The 25,235-nt window shown below is 63.5% G+C and carries 15 protein-coding genes; 5 read left to right on the top strand and 10 right to left on the bottom strand.

The window, feature by feature from the left end; translation table 11 throughout:
- Positions 1-103: 103 nt before the first annotated feature.
- From pyrH to rpsB, 3 genes are all read right to left on the bottom strand, one after another.
- Positions 104-820, bottom strand: coding sequence for a UMP kinase (pyrH, locus tag CEJ45_RS03670; RefSeq protein WP_088753856.1), 717 nt, complete (start codon positions 818-820; stop codon positions 104-106).
- Between the two features lie 315 nt (positions 821-1,135).
- Positions 1,136-2,023 carry a translation elongation factor Ts gene (tsf, locus tag CEJ45_RS03665; protein WP_088753855.1) on the bottom strand — a complete coding sequence of 296 codons (888 nt, stop codon included), beginning with the start codon at positions 2,021-2,023 and terminating at the stop codon, positions 1,136-1,138.
- A 136-nt stretch (positions 2,024-2,159) separates the two neighbouring features.
- Positions 2,160-2,900 (bottom strand): 30S ribosomal protein S2, encoded by a 741-nt coding sequence (gene rpsB, locus CEJ45_RS03660; RefSeq protein ID WP_088753854.1) that lies wholly within the window; start codon positions 2,898-2,900, stop codon positions 2,160-2,162.
- Between the two features lie 341 nt (positions 2,901-3,241).
- Here rpsB and map point away from each other — a divergent pair, with 341 nt between their 5' ends.
- From map to CEJ45_RS03645, 3 genes are all read left to right on the top strand, one after another.
- Entirely contained in the window at positions 3,242-4,066 is an 825-nt protein-coding gene (gene map, locus CEJ45_RS03655; protein ID WP_088753853.1) for a type I methionyl aminopeptidase, read from the top strand.
- A gap of 145 nt (positions 4,067-4,211) precedes the next feature.
- The gene (locus tag CEJ45_RS03650) at positions 4,212-6,764 is read left to right on the top strand and encodes a [protein-PII] uridylyltransferase (protein WP_088753852.1); all 2,553 of its coding nucleotides are present in this window, start codon (positions 4,212-4,214) and stop codon (positions 6,762-6,764) included.
- A gap of 111 nt (positions 6,765-6,875) precedes the next feature.
- Positions 6,876-7,622 (top strand): pseudouridine synthase, encoded by a 747-nt coding sequence (locus tag CEJ45_RS03645; protein WP_034332946.1) that lies wholly within the window; start codon positions 6,876-6,878, stop codon positions 7,620-7,622.
- Positions 7,623-7,701: 79 nt separating this feature from the next.
- Here the strand turns inward: CEJ45_RS03645 and CEJ45_RS03640 are convergent, their stop codons facing one another.
- Entirely contained in the window at positions 7,702-8,187 is a 486-nt protein-coding gene (locus CEJ45_RS03640; protein ID WP_088753851.1) for a cyanophycin metabolism-associated DUF1854 family protein, read from the bottom strand.
- A 3-nt stretch (positions 8,188-8,190) separates the two neighbouring features.
- On the bottom strand, positions 8,191-10,467 hold the full coding sequence (locus CEJ45_RS03635) for a cyanophycin metabolism-associated ABC transporter (protein WP_088753850.1): 2,277 nt from the start codon (positions 10,465-10,467) through the stop codon (positions 8,191-8,193).
- Positions 10,468-11,110: 643 nt separating this feature from the next.
- Between CEJ45_RS03635 and CEJ45_RS03630 the strand changes: the two genes are divergently transcribed.
- A complete protein-coding gene (locus CEJ45_RS03630) occupies positions 11,111-13,309 on the top strand; it encodes a cyanophycin synthetase (protein ID WP_088753849.1) in 2,199 nt (732 codons plus the stop codon).
- 64 nt (positions 13,310-13,373) lie between these two features.
- On the top strand, positions 13,374-15,947 hold the full coding sequence (gene cphA, locus CEJ45_RS03625; RefSeq protein ID WP_088753848.1) for a cyanophycin synthetase: 2,574 nt from the start codon (positions 13,374-13,376) through the stop codon (positions 15,945-15,947).
- Between the two features lie 79 nt (positions 15,948-16,026).
- Here cphA and def read toward each other — a convergent pair whose 3' ends face one another.
- The 5 genes from def to smc all read right to left on the bottom strand — a co-directional run bounded on the left by def (position 16,027) and on the right by smc (position 25,031).
- Entirely contained in the window at positions 16,027-16,563 is a 537-nt protein-coding gene (gene def / locus CEJ45_RS03620; protein WP_088753847.1) for a peptide deformylase, read from the bottom strand.
- A gap of 93 nt (positions 16,564-16,656) precedes the next feature.
- Positions 16,657-17,547, bottom strand: a complete 891-nt coding sequence (galU, locus tag CEJ45_RS03615; RefSeq protein ID WP_088754030.1) for a UTP--glucose-1-phosphate uridylyltransferase GalU — start codon at positions 17,545-17,547, stop codon at positions 16,657-16,659.
- 126 nt (positions 17,548-17,673) lie between these two features.
- A complete protein-coding gene (gene ligA / locus CEJ45_RS03610; protein ID WP_088753846.1) occupies positions 17,674-19,746 on the bottom strand; it encodes an NAD-dependent DNA ligase LigA in 2,073 nt (690 codons plus the stop codon).
- A 24-nt stretch (positions 19,747-19,770) separates the two neighbouring features.
- Positions 19,771-21,099 (bottom strand): cell division protein ZipA C-terminal FtsZ-binding domain-containing protein, encoded by a 1,329-nt coding sequence (locus tag CEJ45_RS03605; protein WP_088753845.1) that lies wholly within the window; start codon positions 21,097-21,099, stop codon positions 19,771-19,773.
- Between the two features lie 401 nt (positions 21,100-21,500).
- Positions 21,501-25,031 (bottom strand): chromosome segregation protein SMC, encoded by a 3,531-nt coding sequence (gene smc, locus CEJ45_RS03600; protein WP_088753844.1) that lies wholly within the window; start codon positions 25,029-25,031, stop codon positions 21,501-21,503.
- Between the last annotated feature and the right edge of the window lie 204 nt (positions 25,032-25,235).

Raw genomic sequence — 25,235 nt, 5'->3', positions numbered from 1 at the left:
TAACTTGGCTTGTCTTGATGGCAAATGCCTGAAAGACGGGCATTGTAAACGGGAATCCCGGCCTGCGGCCGGTTTCTGATCTGCAATATCGTTGCGCGGTGCTTCAGACGTGGACCAGGGTCCCTTCGTCGGCACCCATGACCACGCTCTTCAATGCGCCCGGCTTGACGATGGAAAACACCTTGATCGGCAGTTTCTGGTCGCGGCACAGGGCAAAGGCGGTTGCATCCATCACCTGCAGGTGCTTGGCGATGGCTTCATCGAAGGAAATCGACTGGTAGCGGGTGGCCGCCGGGTCCTTCTTCGGGTCAGCCGTGTAGACGCCGTCGACCTTGGTCGCCTTCAACACGATCTGCGCACCGATTTCCGAGCCACGCAGGGCGGCGGCAGTATCGGTGGTGAAGAAGGGGTTGCCGGTACCGGCGGCGAAGACCACGATCTTGCCTTCTTCCAGGTATTGCAGCGCCTTGGGGCGCACATAGGGCTCGACCACCTGCTCGATGCCGATGGCCGACATCACGCGGGCCGTCAGGCCAGCCTGGCGCATCGCATCGGCCAGGGCCAGCGAGTTCATGACGGTGGCCAGCATGCCCATGTAGTCGGCGGTCGCCCGATCCATGCCCTGGGCACCCGGCGCCACGCCGCGGAAAATGTTGCCGCCACCGATCACGATGGCCAGCTCCACACCCAGTTTGCTGATTTCTGCTACATCCGCGACCATGCGTTCGATGGTCGCGCGATTGATACCGTAGGCGTCGTCGCCCATCAGTGCTTCGCCGGAGAGTTTGAGGAGTACGCGCTTGTACGCTGGTGTTGTCATTGCAGGGCTCCGTGTTCTGTCCGAGGTTGAATTACGTATTGACGCGCCGGCACTGGCCATCACCCGACGAAATGGCGCTGTTTCGTCATCAGGAGGCGTCCGAACGCATGAGGGGATTGTGCTGCTGCGCCCTGTTTCGTCTTGCTGCTACTGCACGCTTTGCTGCTTGCTGCCTGCCGGCTACTGCTGCCGGGCCTGCCGCTGCATGTCAGCATTCATCCGACGGATGATCCTGACTGTAGATGCAGGCGGCCCCGAAAGTTCCGGAGCCCGGCTTAAAAAAACGGGCCTCTCGGCCCGTTTTTCCTGCGACGCTTACTGAGCTTGTTTCGCTGCAGCCACTTGCGCTGCCACTTCAGCTGCGAAGTCGTCCTGCTTCTTCTCGATGCCTTCGCCAACCACGTACATGGCGAACGACTTGACGGTGGTATTGGCCGCCTTGAGCATCTGTTCGACGCTTTGCTTGTCGTTCTTCACGAAAGCCTGGTTGAACAGGGACACTTCCTTCAGGTACTTCTGCACCGAACCGTCGACCATCTTGGCGACGATCTCAGCCGGCTTGCCGGATTCGGCAGCCTTCAGGGCCGCGACCGAGCGTTCCTTCTCGATCAGGTCGGCCGGCACTTGCTCGGCCGACAGGGCGACCGGCTTCATGGCGGCGATGTGCATGGCCACATCCTTGCCGACCTGCTCTTCGGCGCCGTCGAACTCGACGATCACGCCGATGCGGGTGCCGTGCAGGTAGGAAGCCAGCTTGCCGGTGGTTTCGAAACGCTGGAAGCGACGGAACGACATGTTCTCGCCGATGCGGCCGATCAGTTCGGTGCGCAGTTCTTCCAGGGTCTTGCCGTCGGGCAGCTTGCAGGCGCCCAGGGCAGCCACGTCAGCCGGGTTCTGTTCGACCACCAGCTTGGCAGCGGCTTCGACCAGACCGATGAACTCGTCGTTCTTGGTCACGAAGTCGGTTTCGCAGTTCACTTCGACCAGGGCGCCGACGTTGCCAGCGATGTAGGTCGAGATGACGCCTTCTGCGGTGATGCGGGAAGAGGCCTTGGAAGCCTTGCTGCCCAGCTTGACGCGCAGGATTTCTTCGGCCTTGGCCATGTCGCCATCGGCTTCGGTCAGCGCCTTCTTGCATTCCATCATCGGCGCGTCGGTCTTCGCGCGCAGATCGCCCACCATTGCTGCGGTAATTGCCGCCATACTTTTCTCCTGACTTGGAGGCATCCCGCGCATGCGGCATGCCTGAAACTCGAAAATTGAATCAAAAAAAAGGGGCCACTGCGTCACTACCCGCTGTCACCCCTTTTTGGACTACCGTACTACCGGAAGAGCAGAATCAAGCCTGCTCGACCTCGACGAATTCATCGCCCTTGACTGCTTCAACGACGTCGTTGACGGCGTTAGCGCGGCCTTCCAGCACGGCGTCAGCCATGCCGCGAGCGTACAGTGCGATCGCCTTGGCGGAGTCGTCGTTACCCGGGATCACGTAGGTGACGCCTTCGGGCGAGTGGTTGGTATCGACCACGCCGATGACCGGGATGCCCAGCTTGGCAGCTTCGGTGATGGCGCCCTTGTGGTAGCCGACGTCGATGACGAAGATGGCGTCAGGAATGCCGCCCATGTCCTTGATGCCGCCGATGGCCTTCTGCAGCTTTTCTTGCTCGCGGCTGAACAGCAGGGCTTCCTTCTTGGACAGCTTCTCGACCGAACCGTCTTCCAGGGCAGCTTCCATGTCCTTCAGGCGCTTGATGGAGGTCTTGATGGTCTTGAAGTTGGTCAGCATGCCGCCCAGCCAGCGCTGGTCAACGTAGGGCACGCCAGCGCGCTGCGCTTCGGTGGCCAGGATTTCGCGGGCTTGACGCTTGGTACCGACGAACAGGATGGTGCCGCGGTTGGCCGACAGCTGGCGCACGTACTTGACGGCTTCCTGGTACATGCCCAGGGTCTTTTCCAGATTGACGATGTGAATCTTGTTGCGATGGCCGAAAATGAAGGGGGCCATCTTGGGGTTCCAGAAGCGGGTTTGGTGACCGAAGTGGACACCGGCTTCCAGCATTTCGCGCATGGTAACGGACATGAATTTCTCCAGGGTTAGGTCTGGAATCCGCTCGGTCATCCGGCTCATGCAGCCGGACACCCTTTTAGCGAACGGATTCGCGTTTCAAAAAATAAATTACAACACTTATTGCCAAACAGACATGAAGAATCATTCCGCACACCGCATTCGACAACCAATCTGTGGTTTTCAGATCAGCCCGGCATTCTACTCGACCCTACACTTTTGTTCAAGTAGCACATCAAACCGGACTGGACAGCCATTACCGCTCCGCGCCATCCCGCCCGGAGCGGGCAAAACAGAAACCACCCCTGTCGTCTATAATCCCGTCTTGACGATTTTCTAGCGAATTGCGATTCATCATGGGCAACATCACCATCAAGACCGCCGAAGACATCGAAGGCATGCGCGTGGCCGGCCGCCTGGCCGCCGAGGTGCTGGACTACATCACCCCCTTCGTGAAACCGGGCGTAAGCACCGGCGAGATCGACCGCCTCTGCCACGAGTACATGACCAACGTACAAGGCAGCATCCCGGCCCCGCTGAACTACTGCCCGCCGGGTTACACGCCCTACCCCAAGGCCATCTGCACCTCCCTCAACGACGTGATCTGCCACGGCATCCCCGGCGACAAGGTGATGAAGAACGGCGACGTCCTCAACATCGACGTCACCATCATCAAGAATGGCTACCACGGCGACACCAGCCGCATGTTCTTCCTGGGCGAACCGTCCATCCTGGCGCGCCGCCTGACCGAGATCACTTACGAATGCATGTGGCTGGGCATCTCCAAGATCAAGCCGGGCGCACACCTGGGCGATATCGGCCACGTCATCCAGCAGCACGCCGAAAAGGCCGGTTACAGCGTGGTGCGCGAGTTCTGCGGCCACGGCATCGGCAAGGTCTTCCATGAAGAACCGCAGGTCCTGCACTACGGCCGCCCCGGCACGCTGGAGAAGCTGGAAGCCGGCATGATCTTCACGGTGGAACCGATGATCAACGCCGGCCGCCGCGAAATCCGCGAAATGGGCGATGGCTGGACCATCAAGACCAAGGACCGCAGCCTCTCGGCCCAATGGGAACACACCGTGCTGGTGACCGAGACCGGCTTCGAAGTGCTGACGGTCTCGCCCGGCATGCCGGCACCGCCGGCCTTCATCCAGAACCAGGTCGCCTCCCCGGCGTGATCCTGGCCGCCGGAACCATGTGCCCATCCCGCCTGCACACAGTTTCCGGCACGAAACCTGCTTGGGGCGCAAAGCCGCATGGGGATGCGGCTTTGTTCATATAGGCGCCGCCCCGCCGCCCTGCTTGCCCTGATTGCCTACCACGATGCCCACACTCGCCATCACGCTCAAGAAACAGCTCAAGGCCGCGCGCCAGCAAGCCATCGAGGTGTTCCAGTCCAACCACAAGACCGAGCAGTTGCTGGCCCAGTTGCGCCGCAACGTGGACGAAGCCCTCACTACTGCCTGGGAAGAACTGGGCATGTCCGGCAATGCCGCCCTGGTGGCCGTGGGTGGATATGGCCGCGGCGAGCTGTTCCCGCACTCGGATGTGGACGTGCTGATCCTGCTGGACCAGGCCCCGGATGCGGCCAAGAAGGAAAAGCTGGAATCCCTGGTGCAGCTGTTCTGGGACATCGGACTGGAAATCGGCCACAGCATCCGCACCATCGACGAGTGCCTGGATGAATCCGCCGCCGACATCACGGTGCAGACCAGCCTCCTGGAAGCCCGCCTGGTGACCGGCAACCGCGCGCTCTTCAAGAAATTGCAGGAGCGCTACCATGCGGCGCTGGACCCGCTGGCCTTCTTCCAGGCCAAGACCCTGGAAATGCGCCAGCGCCACATCAAATATGAAGACACGCCCTACAGCCTCGAACCCAACTGCAAGGAAAGCCCCGGCGGCCTGCGCGACCTGCAGGTGATCCTGTGGGTGGCCAAGGCGGCGGGCCTGGGCAACTCCTGGGGCGAGCTGGCCGAACACGGCATGCTGACCTCCACCGAGGCGCGCCAGTTGCGCCAGAAGGAACGCGCCTTCAAGGACATCCGCATCCGCCTGCACATCCTCACCGACCGCCGCGAAGACCGGCTGGTCTTCGACATCCAGACCCAGATCGCCGAGACCTTCGGCTTCAAGACCACCGATACCCGCCGCGCCAGCGAATACCTGATGCAGCGCTATTACTGGGCAGCCAAGGCAGTCACGCAGCTCAACACCATCCTGCTGCAGAACATCGAAGCGCACCTGTTCCCGCAGCAGGCTGTACCGCGTCCGCTCAACGAGCGCTTCAACGAAGTCAACGGCTTCGTCGACATCGCCCATGACAAGGTCTTCGAGGAGACGCCTTCGGCCATGCTGGAAGTCTTCCTGGTGCTTTCCGAGCATCCGGAACTGAAGGATATGTCGGCACGTACCCTGCGGGCGCTATGGCATGCGCGTTTCAAGATCGACAATGCCTTCCGTGCCAATCCGGAAAATCACCGCCTGTTCATGCAGATCATCCAGAGCAAGCGCGGTATCACCCACGCCCTGCGCGGGATGAACAGCACCAGCGTGCTGGGACGCTACCTGCCGAACTTCCGCCAGATCGTCGGCCAAATGCAGCATGACCTGTTCCACGTCTACACGGTGGACCAGCACATCCTGATGGTGGTGCGCAATGTGCGCCGCTTCACGATGAGCGAACATGCGCATGAATATCCCTTCTGCAGCCAGCTCATGGCCAACTTTGGCCAGCCCTGGGTGCTCTACATCGCGGCCCTGTTCCACGACATCGCCAAGGGCCGTGGCGGCGACCACTCCAAGCTGGGCATGGCCGACGCGCGGGCCTTCTGCGAGCAGCATGGCATCTCGCCGGACAATACCGAGCTGATCGTGTTCCTGGTGGAGCAGCATCTGGCCATGTCGCACGTGGCGCAGAAGCAGGACATGTCGGACCCCGATGTCATCACCGCCTTCGCGCAGTTGGTCAAGGACGAGCGCCACCTGACCGCGCTCTACCTGCTGACGGTGGCCGATATCCGCGGCACCAGCCCCAAGGTCTGGAACGCCTGGAAGGGCAAGCTGCTGGAAGACCTGTACCGCATGACCCTGCGCGTGCTGGGCGGCGAGGCACCCTCGGCCGACCGCGAACTGAAGAACACCCAGCAGGAAGCCATCAAGACCCTGCGCCTGTACGGCCTGCCGGCCGACGCCCACGAGGCGCTGTGGAAGCAGCTCGACGTGGCCTACTTCCTGCGTCACGACGCCTCCGACATCGCCTGGCAGACGCGCTGCTTCTACGACAAGGTCGACACCGGGGTTCCGCTGGTGCGCTGCCGCCTGGCACCGATTGGCGAAGGCGTTCAGGTGGCGGTCTACACGCCCGACCGCCCTGACCTGTTTGCGCGCATCTGCAGCTACTTCGACGAAAAGAGCTTCAGCATCTTCGACGCCAAGATCCACACGACCCGCAACGATTACGCGCTGGACGCCTTCCTGATCAATGCCCCGGTCTTCGCCAAGAACTACCGCGACATCATCAACCTGATCGAACACGAACTGGGCGCCCTGCTGCAGTCCGACGCTCCGCTGCCGGCGCCTTCCAAGGCCCGCCTGTCGCGCCTGTCGCGCACCTTCCCGGTCAATCCCTCGGTGGACCTGCGCCCCGATGAGCGCGGCCAGTACTACCTGCTGTCGGTCTCGGCCAATGACCGCGCCGGGTTGCTGTATTCGATCTCCAACGTGCTGGCCAAGTACCGCATCAACCTGCATACGGCCAAGGTCATGACCCTGGGCGAGCGCGTGGAAGACGTGTTCCTCATCGACGGTCCCGGCCTGTCCCAGCCGCGCAACCAGATCATGCTGGAAACCGAACTGCTGCAGACCCTGCGCATCTGACCCGCCTCACCTTGTCCGCGCTGTCGCCCAAGTCTGGCGCGGCGGCGCGGCTGGCCGTACAATCTCACCCTCGCCGCTGGCCGGCCCTCCGTTTTTCGCAAGGCAATCCCCATGACTGAACCTGTACGACTTTCCAAACGCATGTCCGAACTCGGCCTGTGCTCGCGCCGCGAAGCCGACGAATGGATAGAAAAGGGCTGGGTGCGCGTGGATGGCCAGGTGGTGTCGGTGCTGGGCAGCAAGGTGCTGCCGCACCAGAAGGTGACCGTGGAACGCCAGGCCAGCGCCGAGCAGGCCCAGCGCGTGACCATCCTGATCAACAAGCCCATGGGCTACGTCAGCGGCCAGGCCGAGGATGGCTACAAGCCGGCCATGGTGCTGGTCAACGAACAGTCGCGCTGGGCCGAAGACCAGACCGAGATGCGCTTCCACCCGCGCCAGTTGAAGAGCCTGGTACCGGCCGGACGGCTGGACATCGATTCGGTGGGCCTGCTGGTGCTGACCCAGGATGGCCGCATTGCCAAGCAGCTGATCGGCGAGGATTCGGCGGTCGACAAGGAATACCTGGTGCGCGTGCAATACACCCGTCCCGGCAAGCTGCCCGAATCGGACCTCAAGCGCCTGAACCACGGCCTGATCATGGACGGCAAGCCGCTGCGTCCGGCCAAAGTGGTATGGCAGAACGAGGATCAGCTGCGCTTTACCCTGCGCGAAGGCAAGAAGCGCCAGATCCGCCGCATGTGCGACATGGTCGGACTGAAGGTGATCGGCTTGAAGCGCGTGCGTATCGGTGGGGTGAAGCTGGGCGAGCTGCCCACGGGCCAGTGGCGTTATCTGCGACCGGACGAGAAGTTCTGAACGCGATCCACTGAATGAAAATGAAAAACGGCCCTGATTCACCATCAGGGCCGTTCTCCTTTGCGGCAGGCAAAAAGGATCAGAGGAAACGATCCAGGATCTTGCGGCTGTGCTTGTCCAGCGCCTTCTGGTCGCGGATCAGGAACTGGATGCCGTGGCTGTCGGCGATCAGCAGCGCCGGTGCGGCCAGGCGGCGGATATCTTCCTCGCCCTTGAGCGTAAAGGTGGTGGTGCCGCGCGTGGTCTGCACGGTCCAGTCGCTGGGCGTGGCGAAGGTCGACACGCTGACGATGCGCTGGATCTCCGGCATGAACTCGCGGCTGGCCAGCTCTTCCTCGATCAGGCGGCGCGTCGGCGCATCCACTTCATCCAGGGTATCGATCCAGGCCAGTTCGTGACCGTCGCTGCTGACCAGGGACAGGCCGCGTTCAGGCGAGGTGATCGGAAATGCACGCACCGGAATCACGTGCTCATGCAGCCCGCCCTGGGCATCGGTCAACACCAGGCGTCCAAAAGCGTTGCGCTCCAGGGTGAAGGTTTGGGCAGAATTGATCGTGGTGCTCATGGCTTATTCGCCCTTCTCTTCTTCGCTCACCGACACCTCGGCATCCCCATCAGGATTGCGCGCCTGGGCCTGGTAGAGCTTGTAGTAATGCCCTTCACGGGCCATCAGTTCTTCGTGGTTGCCGACCTCGACCACCTGCCCGCGATCCAGCACCACCAGGCGATCGGCCTTGCGCAGGGTCGACAGGCGGTGGGCGATGGCAATCGTGGTACGGCCCTGGACCAAGTTGTCCAGCGCCTTCTGGATTTCCTTTTCGGTGGTGGTATCGACCGAGGAAGTCGCCTCGTCCAGGATCAGGATGCGCGGGTCGATCAGCAGCGCGCGCGCAATCGAGATGCGCTGGCGTTCACCGCCTGACAACGCCTGTCCGCGCTCGCCCACCAGCGAGTCATATCCCTGCGGCAGGCGCAGGATGAATTCATGCGCGTGGGCGGCACGGGCCGCCGCGATGATTTCCTCGCGGGTGGCTTCCGGCTTGCCGTAGGCGATGTTCTCGGCAATGGTGCCGAAGAACAGGAAGGGTTCCTGCAGCACCAGGCCGATGTTGCGGCGGTATTCGGAAATCGGCAGCGAGCGGATGTCCACGCCATCGATGCGGATCGCCCCTTCGGAGACATCGTAGAAGCGGCAGATCAGGTTCACCATGGTGGACTTGCCCGAACCGCTGTGGCCGACCAGGCCGATCATCTCGCCCGGCGCAATGGACAGGCTCATGTTGCGGATCACCGCGCGGTTGCCGTAGCGGAAACCGATGTTGCGCACTTCGATGGCACCCTTGACGTTTTCCAGGTGCACCGGATTGGCCGGCTCCGGCACGCTGGAGACATGGTCCAGGATGTCGAAGATGCGCTTGGCGCCGGCCGCAGCCTTCTGCGTGACCGAGACGATGCGGCTCATCGAGTCCAGGCGGGTATAGAAGCGGCTGATGTAGGCCAGGAAGGCGGTCAGCACACCGACCGTGATCTGGTTGCTGGAGACCTGCCAGATACCGAACACCCATACCACCAGCAAGCCTACCTCGGTCAGGAAAGTGACCGTGGGCGTGAAGAGCGACCAGATCTTGTTGACCCGGTCATTGACCATCAGGTTGTGGCGGTTGGCTTCACGGAATCGCGCCACTTCACGCTTTTCCTGCGCAAACGCCTTCACCACGCGGATGCCGGGAATCGTATCGGCCAGCACATTGGTCACTTCCGACCAGATGCGGTCGATCTTCTCGAAACCGTGGCGCAGGCGATCCCGCACCACGTGAATCATCCAGGCGATGAACGGCAGCGGCAGCAAGGTCACCAGCGCCAGCCAGGGATTGATCGAGATCAGGATGGCGGCCGTCATGATGATCATCAGCACATCAATGGCGAAATCGAGCAGGTGCAGCGACAGGAACACGCAGATGCGGTCAGTTTCCGAGCCGATGCGCGCCATCAGGTCACCGGTACGCTTGCCGCCGAAATATTCCTGCGACAGCCGCAGCAGGTGCGCATAGGTAGTCGTGCGCAAGTCCGCGCCGATGCGCTCGGACACCAGCGCCAGGATGTAGGTGCGCGCCCAGCCCAGGCCCCAGGCCAGCACCGCCGCGCCCAGCAGGCCCGACAGGTAAAGCGTGGCCAGGTGGGTATCGATGGGCGTGCCGTTCTGGAACGGGATCAGCACGTTGTCCATCAGGGGCATGGTCATGTAGGGCGGCACCAGCGTGGCGGCGGTGGAAGCCAGCGTCAGGAGGAAGCCCAGCAGCAGCGAGCCCTTGTAGGGCTTGGCGAAGCGCGACAGGCGGAACAGCGCCCAGGTCGACGGTGGCGCTTCCTTGGTTTCCGGACAGATGGCACAGGTTTCCTGGCCTTCCGGCAGCACCGCCTTGCAGGTTGGGCAGACGTCGCCCTCTTCCTCGGCCGTCACGCCCGAGGCCAGCAGATCGCGCTGCTGCTCGAAGAGCTTGATCAGGCGCAGCGCCTGCGGATTCTGGGCCAGGGTGTAACGCCAGGCCGCCAGGCGGCCGGCGCCGTCGCACAGCTCCAGGGTACCGACACCGGCATGGTCGACATGCTTGAGTTGCAGGTCCGGGCGGTAGGCCCACTCCTGCCATTGCTGGCCGTCCGGGGCCAGGGCCAGCAGACGCTGGTCAGTCGCGAGCACCAGTGAGGGCTTGAAGTGCAGCTGGGCGTCCAGGTCCAGTTCCAGCCAGGCCAGCACGGTTTCCCCCTGGGCCAGGCGGGCAGCAGTTTCCGTTTGCCAGCGCTCGGGCAGGCTGGCGGTCGCGGAAGGAATTGAGTCAGTAGTCATGTAACGGCAGCGTTGAGGCCCGAAGTGAGCAGTTTGGCTATTGTTTTGGGAGGTGCAGGTCTCGCCGGACCTGTTGTCTTGTTGTCTTGATGCCTGCAAGGATGTGCCAGCGGGCAGCGCGCGATTATAGCGCAGCGTCCCCCGCTGCCAATCCACGATCTGCCCACCCATCCTGCGGCAGCCATTCGATAACGCGAGAGGTCGTCAAATGGTGCACCTGAGGCTTCACCCGATGACACATCGGCATGATCTTTCCGGCATGATGCGAATGGCTGATCTGCCAAGCTCTTCATCTCGGGCGCAGCCTGGCGGATTTTTCGGCGGCATTGCCACGGCAGCGGGACAGTCTGCGACAATATCGTTCATCTCCATACCACCCTGCCCGCATGCACCCCGTCGCTCCAACCGTTGTACCCTGCCCGCCTTTGACGATACAAAACCTTCATTTGATTTCTTCCGGGCAATATCAATTTTCATTCAGTTCTACCATCTGGCAAATGCAGTAAACCAAAAGCCGTCCTGCGCGTTAGTGAACCATGCGTTATTCTGACAGAGCGCTGACCGGCGTGCGCAGGGTGGCACGTGCGATGCAGCCAGCATCGCTATCCTGGCTTGGGCAATTACAGCGGACTATCCACCACACATGAAAAACATCGAATTCCTCCGTTTTCTGAATCTCAAGGGTCCCAACATCTGGACCTACCGCTCCGCCCTCGAAGTGTGGATCGATATCGGCGAACTGGAAGATTTTCCCTCCAATACCATTCCCGGCTTCGTCGACCGCCTCACCACCTGGCTGCCCACCCTGATCGAACACCGCTGCAGCTACGAAGAGCGCGGCGGCTTCGTGCGCCGCCTGCACGAAGGTACCTGGCCCGGCCACATCCTGGAACACGTCACCCTGGAACTGCAGAACCTGGCCGGCCTGCCCGGCGGCTTCGGCAAGGCGCGCGAAACCAATGTGCGCGGCGTCTACAAGGTGGTGGTGCGTGCCCGCCATGAAACAGTCACCCGCGCAGCGCTCTTCGCCGCCCGTGACCTGGTGATGGCCGCCATCGAAGACCGCCCTTACGACCTCGACGGCACCCTGCGCAAGCTGCGCCGCATGGTGGACCGCCTGTGCCTGGGCCCCAGCACCGCATGCATCGTGGACGCCGCCGACGAGCGCCGCATCCCCACCATCCGCCTCTCCGAAGGCAACCTGGTGCAGCTGGGCCACGGCTGCAAGTCGCGCCGCATCTGGACGGCCGAATCCGACCAGACCGGCGCGATTGCCGAAGGCATCTCGCGTGACAAGGATCTGACCAAGTCCCTGCTGGAAACCTGTGGCGTGCCGGTGCCCGAAGGCCGCCTGGTGGATAGTCCCGCAGACGCCTGGGATGCAGCCCAGGACATCGGCCTGCCGGTGGTGGTCAAGCCCTGCGATGCCAATCATGGCCGGGGCGTTTTCATCGACCTGAACACCCAGGAAGAAATCGAAACCGCCTACAAGGTCGCCCTGGAAGAAGGCAGCGGCGTGCTGGTCGAGCGCTTCGTGCCGGGCCTGGAACACCGCCTGCTGATCGTCGGCGGCAAGCTGGCCGCCGCCGCCCGTGGTGAACCGATCTTCATCGTCGGCGACGGCAAGTCCACCGTGCAGGACCTGCTGGACGAACTGAACCGCGACCCGCGCCGCGGCCTCCTGGAAGAACACCTGCTGGACCCGGTGCTGCTGGACCGCGAACCAGCTGCCGTGCTGGAACTGCAGCGCCAGAACCTGACCACCGAATCGGTCCCCGCCGCCGGCCGCCGCATCCTGCTGCTGCGCAATGGCAACGTCTCCTCCGACATCACCGACCTGGTCCACCCCAGCGTGGCGGCCGCCGCTTCCCTGGCCGCGCGCATCGTGGGCCTGGACATTGCCGGCGTGGACATCGTGGCGGAAGACATTTCGCGTCCGCTGCAGTACCAGGGCGGTGCCATCGTCGAGGTCAATGCCGGCCCCGGCCTGCTGATGCACCTGAAACCCTCCGACGGCAAGCCGCGTCCGGTCGGCGAAGCCATTATCGACAACCTGTTCGGCCCGGAAGAAAACGGCCGCATTCCCATCGTCGGCGTCACCGGCACCCATGGCAAGACCACCATTTCGCGCCTGATCGCCCGCATCGTGCACCTGTCGGGCAAGCACGTGGGCCTGGCCTGCGGTGAAGGCCTGTACTTCGGCGAACGCCAGATCGAGCGCGGCAACCGCGCCACCTGGGACGCCGCCCATCGCGTGCTGCTGAACCGTGCGGTGGAAGCCGCCGTGTTCGAGAACGGCAGCGCCGCCATCCTGGCCGAAGGCCTGGCCTACGACCGCTGCCTGGTCGGCGTGGTGGCCAACATCGATCCCACCGACAGCCTGCCCGAGTTCTACATCGAAAACGCCGAGCAGATCGCTACCAAGGTCAAGCGCACCCAGGTCGACCTGGTGCTGCCCGAAGGCGCCGCCGTGCTCAATGCCGACGATCCGCTGGTGGCCGACATGGCCCAGCTGTGCGATGGCGAAGTCATCTTCTTCAGCACCGACCCGGCCTCCGAACTGCTGACCAGCCACCTGAAGGAAGGCGGCCGTGCCGTGTTCCTGCGCGATGGCGACCTGATCCAGGCCGAGGGCGAGCGCCAATGCAAGGTCAGCTCGGTCGATGCCATTCCGCTGACCGAAAACGGCGCGGTGGCCTACCAGGTCGAAAACGTGCTGGCGGCCGTCGGTGCCGCCTGGGCCTTGGGCATCGGCCCTGAGGTGATCCGTGCCGGCATCGAGCTGTTCGGCACCGAGCGCGCCGAAGAGCAAGGCCTGAAGTTCAAGAGCCAGGCCGCCTGAACCGGCGCGCCCTGCTGCAAGACTGACTGAATCAAGATCAAGAGACATCTAGGAAAACGAGTCCATGGACGTATCCCGCATTCGCGCCCTGCGCGGCCCCAATCTCTGGAGCAGACACACTGCCATCGAGGCCATCGTTTCCTGTCCGGAAAACGAGCGCGTCATCGATGACATGCCCGGCTTCGAACTGCGCCTGCGCGCCCGCTTCCCGCAGATCGGCTTCCTCGAACCCGATGGCGGCAAGCAGGTCGTCTCCATGGCGCATGCCCTGGCCGCTGCCGCCCTGGCGCTGCAAAGCCAGGCCGGCTGCCCGGTAACCTTCAGCCGTACCGTCTCCACCGTCGAGACCGGCATCTACCAGGTGGTGGTGGAATACAGCGAAGAAGAAGTCGGCCGCCTGGCCTTCGACCTCGCGCTGGAACTGGTACGCGCCGCCCAGGCCGACACTCCCTTCGACCTCACCGGCGCGCTGGCCCGCATCCGCGAACTGGATGAAGACGTGCGCCTCGGTCCCTCTACCGGCTCCATCGTCAATGCCGCCATCAAGCGTGGCATCCCCTATCGCCGCCTGACCCAGGGCAGCATGGTGCAGTTCGGATGGGGCAGCCGCCAGAAGCGTATCCAGGCTGCAGAAACCAGCAACACCAGCGCGATTGCCGAATCGATTGCGCAAGACAAGGACCTGACCAAGATGCTGCTGCACGCCGCTGGCGTGCCGGTCCCCAACGGCCGCGTGGTCGAGACCGTGGAAGATGCCCTCAAGGCCGCCGAGGAAATCGGCTCGGCCGTGGTCATCAAGCCCCTGGACGGCAACCAGGGCAAGGGGGTGGCCGTCAACATCAGCACCCCGGAACAGATCACCCGCGCCTTCAACAACGCTGCCCTGATCAGCGATGAAGTCATCGTCGAGCGCTACCTGCCGGGCCACGACTTCCGCCTGCTGGTGATCGGCAAGACCCTGGTGGCTGCGGCCCGCCGCGATCCGCCGCAAGTCATCGGCGACGGCGTGCACACCATCCGCCAGTTGATCGACCAGGTCAACGCCGACCCGCTGCGCGGCGACGGCCACGCCACTTCGCTGACCAAGATCCGCCTGGACGACATCGCGCTGTCGGTGCTGTCCGGCCAGAACCTGGACCCGGAAGCCATTCCCGCCCAGGGCGTGCGCGTGGTCCTGCGCAACAACGCCAACCTCTCCACCGGCGGCACCGCCACCGATGTCACCGACGACGTCCATCCGGATGTGGCCGCGCGCGCCATCGCGGCAGCGCAAATGGTCGGGCTCGATATCTGCGGTGTGGACGTGGTCTGCAATTCGGTGCACATGTCGCTGGAAGAGCAAGGCGGCGGCATCGTCGAAGTGAACGCCGCGCCCGGCCTGCGCATGCACCTCTCGCCCTCGTACGGCAAGGCGCGCGATGTGGGCGAAGCCATCATCTCGACCATGTACGAGGATGGCGACGATGGCCGCATCCCCGTGGTAGCGGTGGCCGGCACCAACGGCAAGACCACGACCGTGCGCCTGATCACGCACCTGCTGGCCAAGACCGGCCTGCGCGTGGGCATGACCAATACCGATGGCGTCTACATCGATGGCCAGCGCACCGACACCGGCGACTGCAGCGGCCCGCGCAGCGCGCGCAATGTGCTGTTCCACCCCGATGTGGATGCCGCCGTACTGGAAACCGCCCGTGGCGGCGTGCTGCGCGAAGGCCTGGGCTTTGACCGCTGCGCCGTGGCCGTGGTCACCAACATCGGCATGGGCGACCACCTGGACCTGTCCTACATCAGCACCGTGGAAGACCTGGCCGTGGTCAAGCGCGTCATCGTCGAGAACGTGGCACCGACCGGGACTGCCGTGTTGAATGCAGCGGACCCGATGGTTTCCAAAATGGCCGCTTCCTGCCCCGGCTCGGTAACCTTCTTCGCGCTGGATCCGACCCACCCCATCATGGCCACCCACCGCGCACAGGGCCATCGCATCGTCTATCAAGACGGCGACGCCATCGTGGCCGCGCAGGGTACGTTCGAAAAACGCCTGAAGCTCTCCGGCATTCCGTTGACCCGCAGCGGTGCCATCGGCTTCCAGGTCGAGAACGTGATGGCTTCGGTCGGTGCCGCCTGGGCGCTGAACCTGGACTGGGAACAGATCACCGGCGCCCTGGCCAGCTTCATCAGCGACAGCGGCACCGCACCAGGCCGCTTCAACCTGTTCGACTACAAGGGTGCCACCCTGATCGCCGACTACGGCCACAACCCGGACGCCATCCAGGCCCTCATCAAGGCTGTCGACAGCATGCCCGCCAACCGCCGCTCGGTGGTCATCAGCGGCGCCGGTGACCGCCGCGACGTCGACATCACCCGCCAGACCGAACTGCTGGGCGATGCCTTCGATGAAGTGGTGCTGTACCAAGACCAGTGCCAGCGCGGCCGCGAAGACGGCGAAGTGATCGCGCTGCTGCGCCAGGGACTTGGAGGCGCCAAGCGTACGAAGGATGTGAAGGAAATCAACGGCGAATTCGTCGCCATCGATACCGCCCTCGCTACGCTGCAACCCGGCGACCTGTGCCTGATCCTGATCGACCAGGTGGAAGAGGCGCTGGCCCACATCGACAGGCGCGTGAAGGAAAGCGCCTGATTCCCCGAACGCGGTTTCATCGCTCCTGAAACGAACATCCCGGCCTGGTGCCGGGATGTTTTTTTTGCAGTGTCGTCGTTCAGTCGTCCTGGTTGGGATCCAGGTCCGGGAACAGTACTTCAGTGAAGCCGAACTGGCGGAAGTCGCGGATGCGCATCGGATACAGGATGCCCTGCAGGTGATCGCACTCGTGCTGCACCACGCGGGCATGGAAACCGTCGACGGTACGGTCGATCCCGTTGCCGTGCAAGTCCACGCCCTGGTAACGCAAGCGGCTCCAGCGTGGCACCACGCCGCGCATGCCGGGTACCGACAGGCAGCCTTCCCAGCCCTCTTCTTCCTGCTCCGACAAGGGCGTCAGCACCGGATTGATGAGCACCGTCTCCGGCACTGCCGGTGCCTCCGGATAGCGCTGGTTGTGGCCGAAGCCGAAGATCACCAGTTGCAGGTCCACCCCGATCTGGGGCGCGGCCAGCCCGGCACCGTTGACGGCGCGCATGGTCTCGAACATGTCGTCCACCAGCTGCGCCAATTCAGGCGACCCGAATTGCGTGACCGGCTGCGCCTGGCGCAGCAGGCGCGGGTCGCCCATTTTGAGAATCTCGCGTATTGCCATTGAAGCTCTCCATGAAAGACGCCCGGCAGGAACCGGGCGTCATTGTGCAAGCAAGGCGCCGCGCAAGATGCGGGCGCCGGACAGCAGCAGCGATCAGCGCGCCTTGCTGGCCACTTCCTGCAGGTATTCCGAGAAGGCCGGACCGGTTTCCGGGTGCTTCAGGCCCATGGCCACCATGGCCTTGAGGTAACCCAGCTTGGAACCGCAATCATAACGCTGGCCCTGGTAACGGTAAGCCAGCACGGATTCGGCCTGCATCAGCTTGGCGATGCCGTCGGTGAGCTGGATCTCGCCCCCGGCGCCGCGCGGGATGTTTTCCAGGTAGTGGAAGATGCGGCTGTTCAACACGTAGCGCCCCACCACGGCCAGCGTGGACGGCGCTTCTTCCGGGGCCGGCTTTTCGACGATGGCGTTGATGCGTTCGAGGTCCGGCTGGTAAGGGGTGGCGCTGACGATGCCGTATTGGCGGGTATCGCTCTTCGGTACTTCCTGCACGGCCAGCATGCTCATGCCTTCACGTGCATAGATGTCGGTCATCTGTGCCAGCACCGGCTTGACGCCCTCGTCGGTATCCATGAAGTCATCGGCCAGCAGGATGGCGAAAGGTTCTTCACCCACCACCGGACGCGCGCACAGCACGGCGTGGCCCAGGCCCAGCGGCTCGGACTGGCGGATGAAGATGCAATTGACGTTCTTGGGTACCACGTTCTGCACGATCTCCAGCAGCTTCTTCTTGCCGGCAGCTTCCAGTTCGGATTCCAGCTCGTAGGCCTTGTCGAAGTGGTCTTCGATGGCGCGCTTGTTGCGGCCGGTAATGAACACCATTTCCGTGATGCCGGCGGCGACCGCCTCTTCCACTGCATAGTGAATCAGCGGCTTGTCGACGATGGGCAGCATTTCCTTGGGCTGGGCCTTGGTGGCAGGCAGGAAGCGGCTACCGAGACCGGCGACAGGAAAAACGGCTTTCTTGATCTTCTTGATCATCATGACTCCGAGGTAAGGATGGGTCTTGTTATGTGGTTATGTCGTTATGCGGTGAGTCCTGCACCGCAGTTCCGGGAACGGAACTGCTTATGCGCGGCATTCTATATGAATAAAAAGACAAGGTGATTACGTTTCTGACGCATCCTGACCGGCGCAAAGCGCCTTTAGGGCGTCCTCATCGAGGATGGCGATGCCCAGTTCCTCTGCCTTGGCCAGCTTGCTGCCAGCTTCGGCCCCGGCGACCACGTAACTGGTCTTCTTCGAGACCGAACCGGAGACTTTCCCGCCGGCCGCTTCGATCAACTGCGAGGCATCATCGCGCGACAAGTTGGGCAAGGTGCCGGTCAACACGAAGGTCTTCCCGGCCAGATGCTTGGCACCGGCATCGACACCTTCGCTCTCGGGCCAGTGCACGCCGACCGCGCGCAACTGCTCGACCAGCTCGACATTGATCGGATCATTGAAGAAGGCACGGATCGAGGAGGCGACCACCGGACCAATATCGGCCACTTCCAGCAGTTGTTCCTCGCTGGCGGCGAGCAGCTTGTCGATGCCGCCGAAATGACGTGCCAGCTCCTTGGCCGTTGCCTCCCCCACGTGGCGGATGCCCAGCGCGTAGATGAACCGTGCCAGCGTGGTGGTCTTGGACTTCTGCAGGGCATCCAGCACGTTCTGTGCGGATTTCTCGGCCATGCGGTCCAGTTCGGCCAGGGCCGACAAGCCGAGGCGATAAAGATCAGCCGGCGTGTTGACCACTTGGCGGTCCACCAGTTGCTCGACCAGTTGCTCGCCCAGACCTTCAATGTCCATGGCGCGACGTGACGCAAAATGCTGCAGGCCACCCTTGCGCTGCGCTGAACATTTCAGCCAGCCGCCCGAGCAGCGCGCCACCGCTTCATCTTCCGCCCGCACAATCGGCGAGCCGCACACGGGGCAGTTGGCCGGCATGACGAAGGCGCGGGCATCGGCCGGACGCTTCTCGGGCACGAAGGCCACCACCTCCGGAATCACGTCACCGGCGCGGCGCACGATGACGGTGTCGCCGATCTGGATATCCTTGCGGCGGACTTCATCTTCGTTGTGCAGCGTGGCGTTGGTGACCGTGACCCCGCCGACGAAGACGGGATTCAGGCGCGCCACCGGGGTGATGGCTCCGGTGCGGCCGACTTGCACTTCGATGTCCTGCACCACGGTCAGGGCTTCCTGCGCCGGGAACTTGTGGGCCAGCGCGAAACGCGGGGCGCGCGAGACGAAGCCCAGGTGCTTCTGCTGGTCCAGGCGGTCGACCTTGTAGACCACGCCATCGATCTCGTAAGGCAGGCTTTCGCGCTTGGCACCGATGCTGCGGAAGAAGTCCAGCAGACCGGCTGCCCCCGTCACCACGGCGCGCTCCTTGCACACCGGCAGGCCGAGTTGCTGGTACCAGTCCAGCAGGGCCGAATGCGAAGCCGGCATCTCGGCACCTTCCAGCACGCCGATGCCATAGGCGAAGAAGCGCAGCGTGCGTTGCGCGGTGATGCGCGAATCCAGCTGGCGCAAGCTGCCGGCGGCGGCGTTGCGGGGATTGGCGAATTCCTTCTGGCCGGCGTCACGCTGGCGCTGGTTCAGCCGCGCAAAATCATCCTTGTACATCAGCACCTCACCGCGCACGTCAATCACCTGCGGCAGGTTTTCCCCATGCAGGCGCAGGGGAATGGCGCGCACGGTGCGGATGTTGGCCGTGACGTTTTCGCCCGTGGTACCGTCGCCGCGCGTCGCAGCCTGCACCAGGACGCCCTTCTCGTAGCGCAGGCTGATGGCCAGGCCGTCGAACTTCAACTCCGTGGCGTAGCGCACTTCCTGCAGCGTCTCCAGACCATCGCGTACGCGCCTGTCGAAGGCTTCGATGTCTTCGTCGGCGAAACCGTTGCCCAGCGAGAGCATGGGGATGTCATGGCGCACCGGCTCAAACTGCGGCAGCGGACCGGCCCCGACGCGTTGCGTCGGCGAATCGGGCGTAAGCAGTTCGGGATGGGCGGTTTCCAGTGCCTGCAGTTCCTGGAACAGGCGGTCGTATTCGGCGTCCGGGATGCTGGGCTGGTCGAGGACGTAATAGCTGTGGTTGTGGCGGTTCAGTTCGTCACGCAGCACACGGGCGCGCGACAGCCAGTCCGGCTCCCCTTGCGGGGGCCGTCCGGCGGAAAACAAGTCGTCTTGCATCGTAGGGGGAGTAAAAACGCGGCCTTAGCTGAACAAGCGCAAGGCACGGGTGGAGCCGGCAGGAATCTCGGCCGATTCCATGGCGCTGTAGAACGCGGCCACCTGTTCGGCGATATCGGAGAGGGCTTCATCGGTCAGCGGCTGGTCGCTGTCATCGACGATGACGCCACCCAGGCGCGCCGACAGCGACTTGGCGCAGGCCACCAAAGCGCCATATCCATCACGCGAAGGAGCCACGCGCGGCACGTCCAGCAAGAGCGTGAGGCGATCGGTGGTTTCATCGGTCGGGGTGGCATTGGTGGAGAGCGCGAAGAGCACTTCACCTTCGCCATCCTGCATCACCAGGTAGCCTTCGGTACGGCGGTCGAAGCCCTGGCGCGTCAATGCCGCCAGCAGGGTCGCCAGGCTCCAGGGTGCGCCTTGCGAGCGCACGTTCACCGACAGTTGCGCATCATGGTCGATGATGAACTGGTGCAGCGCCTGGGCGGTGCGGATGACATCGGGCATGTCCGGCAATTCGGGCTCGCCCGAGAGCGCATCGGTCAGGTCGCGCAGGCGCATGACCAGTTCCGAATACTCGATCTCGTTGATGGCATTGCTGCGGTTGGCCAACTGCGCACCGGCCAGCAAGGCGTCGTAGATGCTGCCGTGGGCGATGGCTTCCCAGGCGCCGTCGGTGGTGCGGCCGATGAAGTGCACCGGCTTGTTGCCGACATGGCGCAGGCCTTGCAGCATGGGCAGCAGCTTTTCGCCGCGCAGCGGATTGTCCAGAGCGATGGGAATATTGCAGTCGATCAGTTCATCGACCGGCAGTTCGCGCTTGGGCGCCAGGCGGGCCTGCATTTCGGGCGGCGGGGTGAAGACCGGGACGGCATCGCCCTGCTCTTGCGCACCGGCGATGACCTGGGCCACCGTCGATTGCGGCGCTTGTGCCACGGCCTCGCCCAGCACGGCCTCATCGGCTGCCGCAGTGGCAGGGGCTGCGGAGACCGGCGGCTCGCCCAGGAAGGGTTCACGCGGTTCGAACTCGGCCTGCTCCTGGTAGGCCTTCACCGGGGCCGGTACCGGCTTGCGCTCGGGCAGGTCGTACAGGGACGGCTCGGCGCGCTCGGCACCGGGGTCGAGCACGGGCTCGGCTGAGCGCGGCACCGGCGCGCTGCGTTCGGTGGGTGGCACGAAGACGGGTTCGGCGGCGGGCTCGTCCGGCGACATCAATACGTCATCGTGGGACGAAGAAAAGGCGCGCTCCACGGTCTTGCGCGCCTTGTGCTCCTGCCACTTGTTGTAAGTGATGACCCCGGCGACGAAGACGCCGCCCAAGATGATCAGGCTGGTCTGGAGATCCATCATCATGCTGCACGACCTTTCAGGCTGGCGGGCTGGAGGGCGCCATCATGGGCGCCGCGTGGCATGGTCGGCTGGGAAAAGCTGCTCATCGAAGAAATCCGATTCCTATCAATCCAAGAAGGCCTGGACCGCGCGGGCCGCTCACACGGCGATTCCGTCGACGCTGCCGCAGCGCTGGCAGCCACCTGCACCGGCTCAACGGAGCCATGCAGGGAAATCGAACGGATCGGGTACGGCAAGTGCGCGGTCAAGATATTGTTATTTTTCCATGGCCCGTGGGGGCCAAATCAGAACGGTTCCAGCTGGGGCTTGCGCCCGCTGCGGGCTGGCCGGCAAGGCTTTCAGGGTACGGTCACACCCCTTGCTTGTCAAGCCGACAAAGCTCCAGCCCCGTGCAGCACAAATCATCAGGCAGCCTGCTCGGCGCTGGAGAAGTTGGCGGCCGACTCCATGTCCACCGCCACGATCCGCGACACGCCCTGTTCCTGCATGGTCACCCCGATCAACTGCTGCGCCATTTCCATGGCGATCTTGTTGTGGGAGATGAAGAGGAACTGGGTGTACTCCGACATGCGCTTGACCATGTTGGCGAAGCGCTCGGTGTTGGCGTCGTCCAGCGGCGCATCCACTTCGTCGAGCAAACAGAACGGGGCCGGGTTGAGCTGGAACATCGAGAACACCAGCGCCGTTGCAGTGAGCGCCTTTTCGCCACCGGAGAGCAGGTGAATCGTGGCGTTCTTCTTGCCTGGCGGCTGGGCCATGACCTGCACGCCGGAATCGAGGATCTCGTCGCCGGTCATGATGAGCTTGGCCTGGCCACCGCCGAAGAGCACCGGGAACAGTTCCGAGAAGTGGTGGTTCACCTTGTCGAAGGTGTCCTGCAGCAGATCCCGGGTTTCCATGTCGATCTTGTGGATCGCATCCTGCAGCGTGGTGATGGCTTCGTTCAGGTCGGCGTGCTGGGCATCGAGGAAGTGCTTGCGCTCGGAGGCGGTGGCCAGTTCGTCCAGTGCGGCCAGGTTGACCGCGCCCAGCGCTGCGATGGCATTGGTCAGTCGCGTCACTTCGCCTTGCAGGTAGGACGGGCGCATGTCGCTGGTCAGCTTTTCCGACAGCGCGGCCTCGTCGGCCTGGGTCTGCGCCAGCGCTTCGGAGAATTGCTCCTGGTTCAGGCGCGCGGCCTGTTCCTTCAGTTGCAGTTCGGTGATGCGGTCACGCTGGGGCTGCAGGCTGCGCTCAGCCTGCATGCGCGATTCTTCATGTGAACGAAGTTGCTGCGACAGCTGATCCAGCTCGTGGCGCGCATCGGCCAGCGCACGTTCCTGCTCGCTGCGGCGGTCCAGCAATTCCTGCAGGCCGGCCTGGGCAGCCTGGTCATCCAGGCTTTCCAGTTCCAGCGAGCCTTGCTGCATGCTGGCAAACAGTTGCGCTGCCTGTTCCAGGGCGGTGGCGATGCCGCGCTTCAATTCCTCGATCTTGTTGCGATGCGACTTCTCGGCGAATTCGGTTTCCTGGGCAGCACGCTCCAGCTCGCGCAGGCGGGTACGGGCATCGTTGAGCTGCTGTTCCTTGTTCAGGTAATCGGTCTGGCCGTTCTCGTGCTGCTCCTGCAGCTCGGCCAGTTCGATGTCCAGCTCTTCGAAGCGGGCCTCGGATTCGGCCTGCACCTGCTGCTGCTCGGCTTCCTGCATCGAGATTTCTTCCAGGTCGGTGGCGATCTGGGTGCTGCGCTGGTTGAAGCGCTCCTGCACCTCGGCCAGCTTCATGACCTCGATCTGCAGGCTGTGGGCCGATTGCGTGAGCGAATTGACGCGCTGGCGCAATTCCTGCAGGCGCTGCGATGCCCCCGACAGGGCGGCTTCGGCGCGCACGGCGCGGCCCTTGGCTTCCTCGGCCAGCATAGCCTGGGCGCGTTGCTGCTTGGTGATGTTCTCGATTTCCTGCTGGCGCGCCAGCATGCCATCCTGCTCCGAATCGGAGGCATAGAACCGTACGCTGGCATTGCTCACCACATGGCCCTGGCGGGTCACGAACAAGCCGCCCAGCGGCAGCTTGGAGCGCTCGGCAAAGGCGGTGGCCGTGTCGTCGGCGATGTAGATGTGGTTGAGCCAGTCGTTCATCAGGGCACGCAGGCCCGGATCGTTGAGCTGCAGCAAGGTCACGAAGGGCTTCAGGCCCGCCACCGGCTGGGATTCAGGCTGGGCCAGGCCGGCGTTGGGCGCGTACAGCGCCAGCTTGGCCGGCGGGGCATCGCTGAAGAAGGCCTTGGCCCAGTCCAGGTTGGACATTTCCAGCGCCGACATGCGCTCGCGCAGCACCGCTTCCAGCGCGGTTTCCCAGCCGGATTCGATGTGCAGTTTCTGCCACAGGCGCGGCAGCTCGGCCAGGCCGTGCTTTTCCAGCCAGGGTTGCACCTTGCCTTGCGCCTGCACGCTTTCCTGCAATTGCTTCAGGGCGGTGAGGCGGGCTTCCAGCTGGGCATTGGCCGAGGTTTCCTTGCTGACCAGTTCCTGGGCGGTGCGGCGCTCTTCTTCCAGGCGCGGCAACTGCTCCTGGGCCTCTTCCAGATACATGTTGGCCTCTTCCAGCGAGGCCTGTTTTTCTTCCAGCTGCATGCGCAGGTTGGACAGGTGCGTCTCGTCGGGCAGGGCCATGCCGTTCTTTTCCTGCATCAGGCGTTCACGGCGCGCGGCCAGGCCCGAGAGGATGTTGGAGGCATTGCGCTGGTGCGTGGACTGCAGTTCGATCTGCTGCTGCACCTGCATGATCTTGCCGCGCGACTCGGTCGTCTTGACCTGGGACTCGCGCCAGGCCGATTCCAGCGAGGGCAAGCGGTCGCTGGTGTCCTGCACGGCGTGCTGGGATTGCTCCACACGCATGCCGAATTCTTCCAGCTGGATTTCCGCTTCGGCCAGTTCTTCCTGCTGCTGCGTGCCCTGGCGCTGCCATTGGTCACGCTGCGCGCCCAGCGAATTGAGCTGGGCCTGCAGGCGATTGCGGGATTCGATGACGAACTTGATCTGCGCTTCCAGGCTGCCGATCTCGGAGTTGGTCTGGTACAGGTGACCCTGCGCCTGGTGCAGCCGGTCGCCGGCGGCGTAGTGCGCCTGGCGCATGTGCTCCAGTTCGGTTTCGACGTGGCGCAGCTTGGCGGTCTGCTCTTCCAGGTCGATCTGGGCACGCTCGATTTCCTTGAAGAAGCGCTCCTGCTCGGCCTTGGCTTCATTCTTGCGCAGCAGCCAGAGCAGCTTCTGCTTTTCTTCCTGGTCGTTCTGCAGCTCGTGGAATTTCTTGGCCACGGCGGCCTGGGCTTCCAGCTTTTCCAAGTTGGCGTTGAGTTCGCGCAGGATGTCTTCCAGGCGCGTCAGGTTCTCGGTGGTGTCGTGCAGGCGGTTTTCAGTCTCGCGGCGGCGTTCCTTGTACTTCGATACGCCCGCGGCTTCCTCCAGGAAGATGCGCAGCTCCTCAGGACGCGCCTCGATGATGCGCGAGATCATGCCCTGGCCGATGATGGCATAGGCGCGCGGGCCCAGGCCCGTACCGAGGAAGATGTCCTGGATGTCGCGGCGGCGCACCGACTGGTTGTTGATGTAGTAGGACGACGTGCCGTCGCGCGTGAGCGTGCGCTTGACGGCGATTTCAGCGTACTGGCCCCACTGGCCGGCCGCTTTGCCGGCGGAGTTGTCGAACACCAGTTCGACCGAGGCGCGCCCGGCCGGCTTGCGATGGGTGGAGCCGTTGAAGATGACGTCCTGCATCGACTCGCCGCGCAGCTCGGAAGCTTTGGATTCGCCCAGGACCCAGCGCACGGCGTCGATGATATTGGATTTGCCGCAGCCATTGGGCCCGACCACACCCACCAGCTGCCCCGGAACCTGGAAGTGCGTAGGCTCGACGAAGGACTTGAATCCAGATAATTTGATGGAAGTTAGACGCACGTTATCGACAAATTGAATCAGTTAAGAGGAAGCGGGATTTTTGCTTCCGGAACGGCCGGTATCATAACATCGCACGGCCCCGGAAAGACCAAAAAGCGCGCCAGCATGCCTGCTTCCGCCCTTTTGGCCCATGCACCCGCGCCATGAAAAACGCCGCACCGAGCGCACCCGGTACGGCGTCCATTTCTTCATTCTGACAAGAGC

Source organism: Herbaspirillum aquaticum, assembly GCF_002213425.1.
Lineage (GTDB): Bacteria > Pseudomonadota > Gammaproteobacteria > Burkholderiales > Burkholderiaceae_D > Herbaspirillum > Herbaspirillum aquaticum.
Note: the sequence above shows the minus strand (reverse complement) of the source record. Positions and strands in the feature narration are given on the sequence as shown.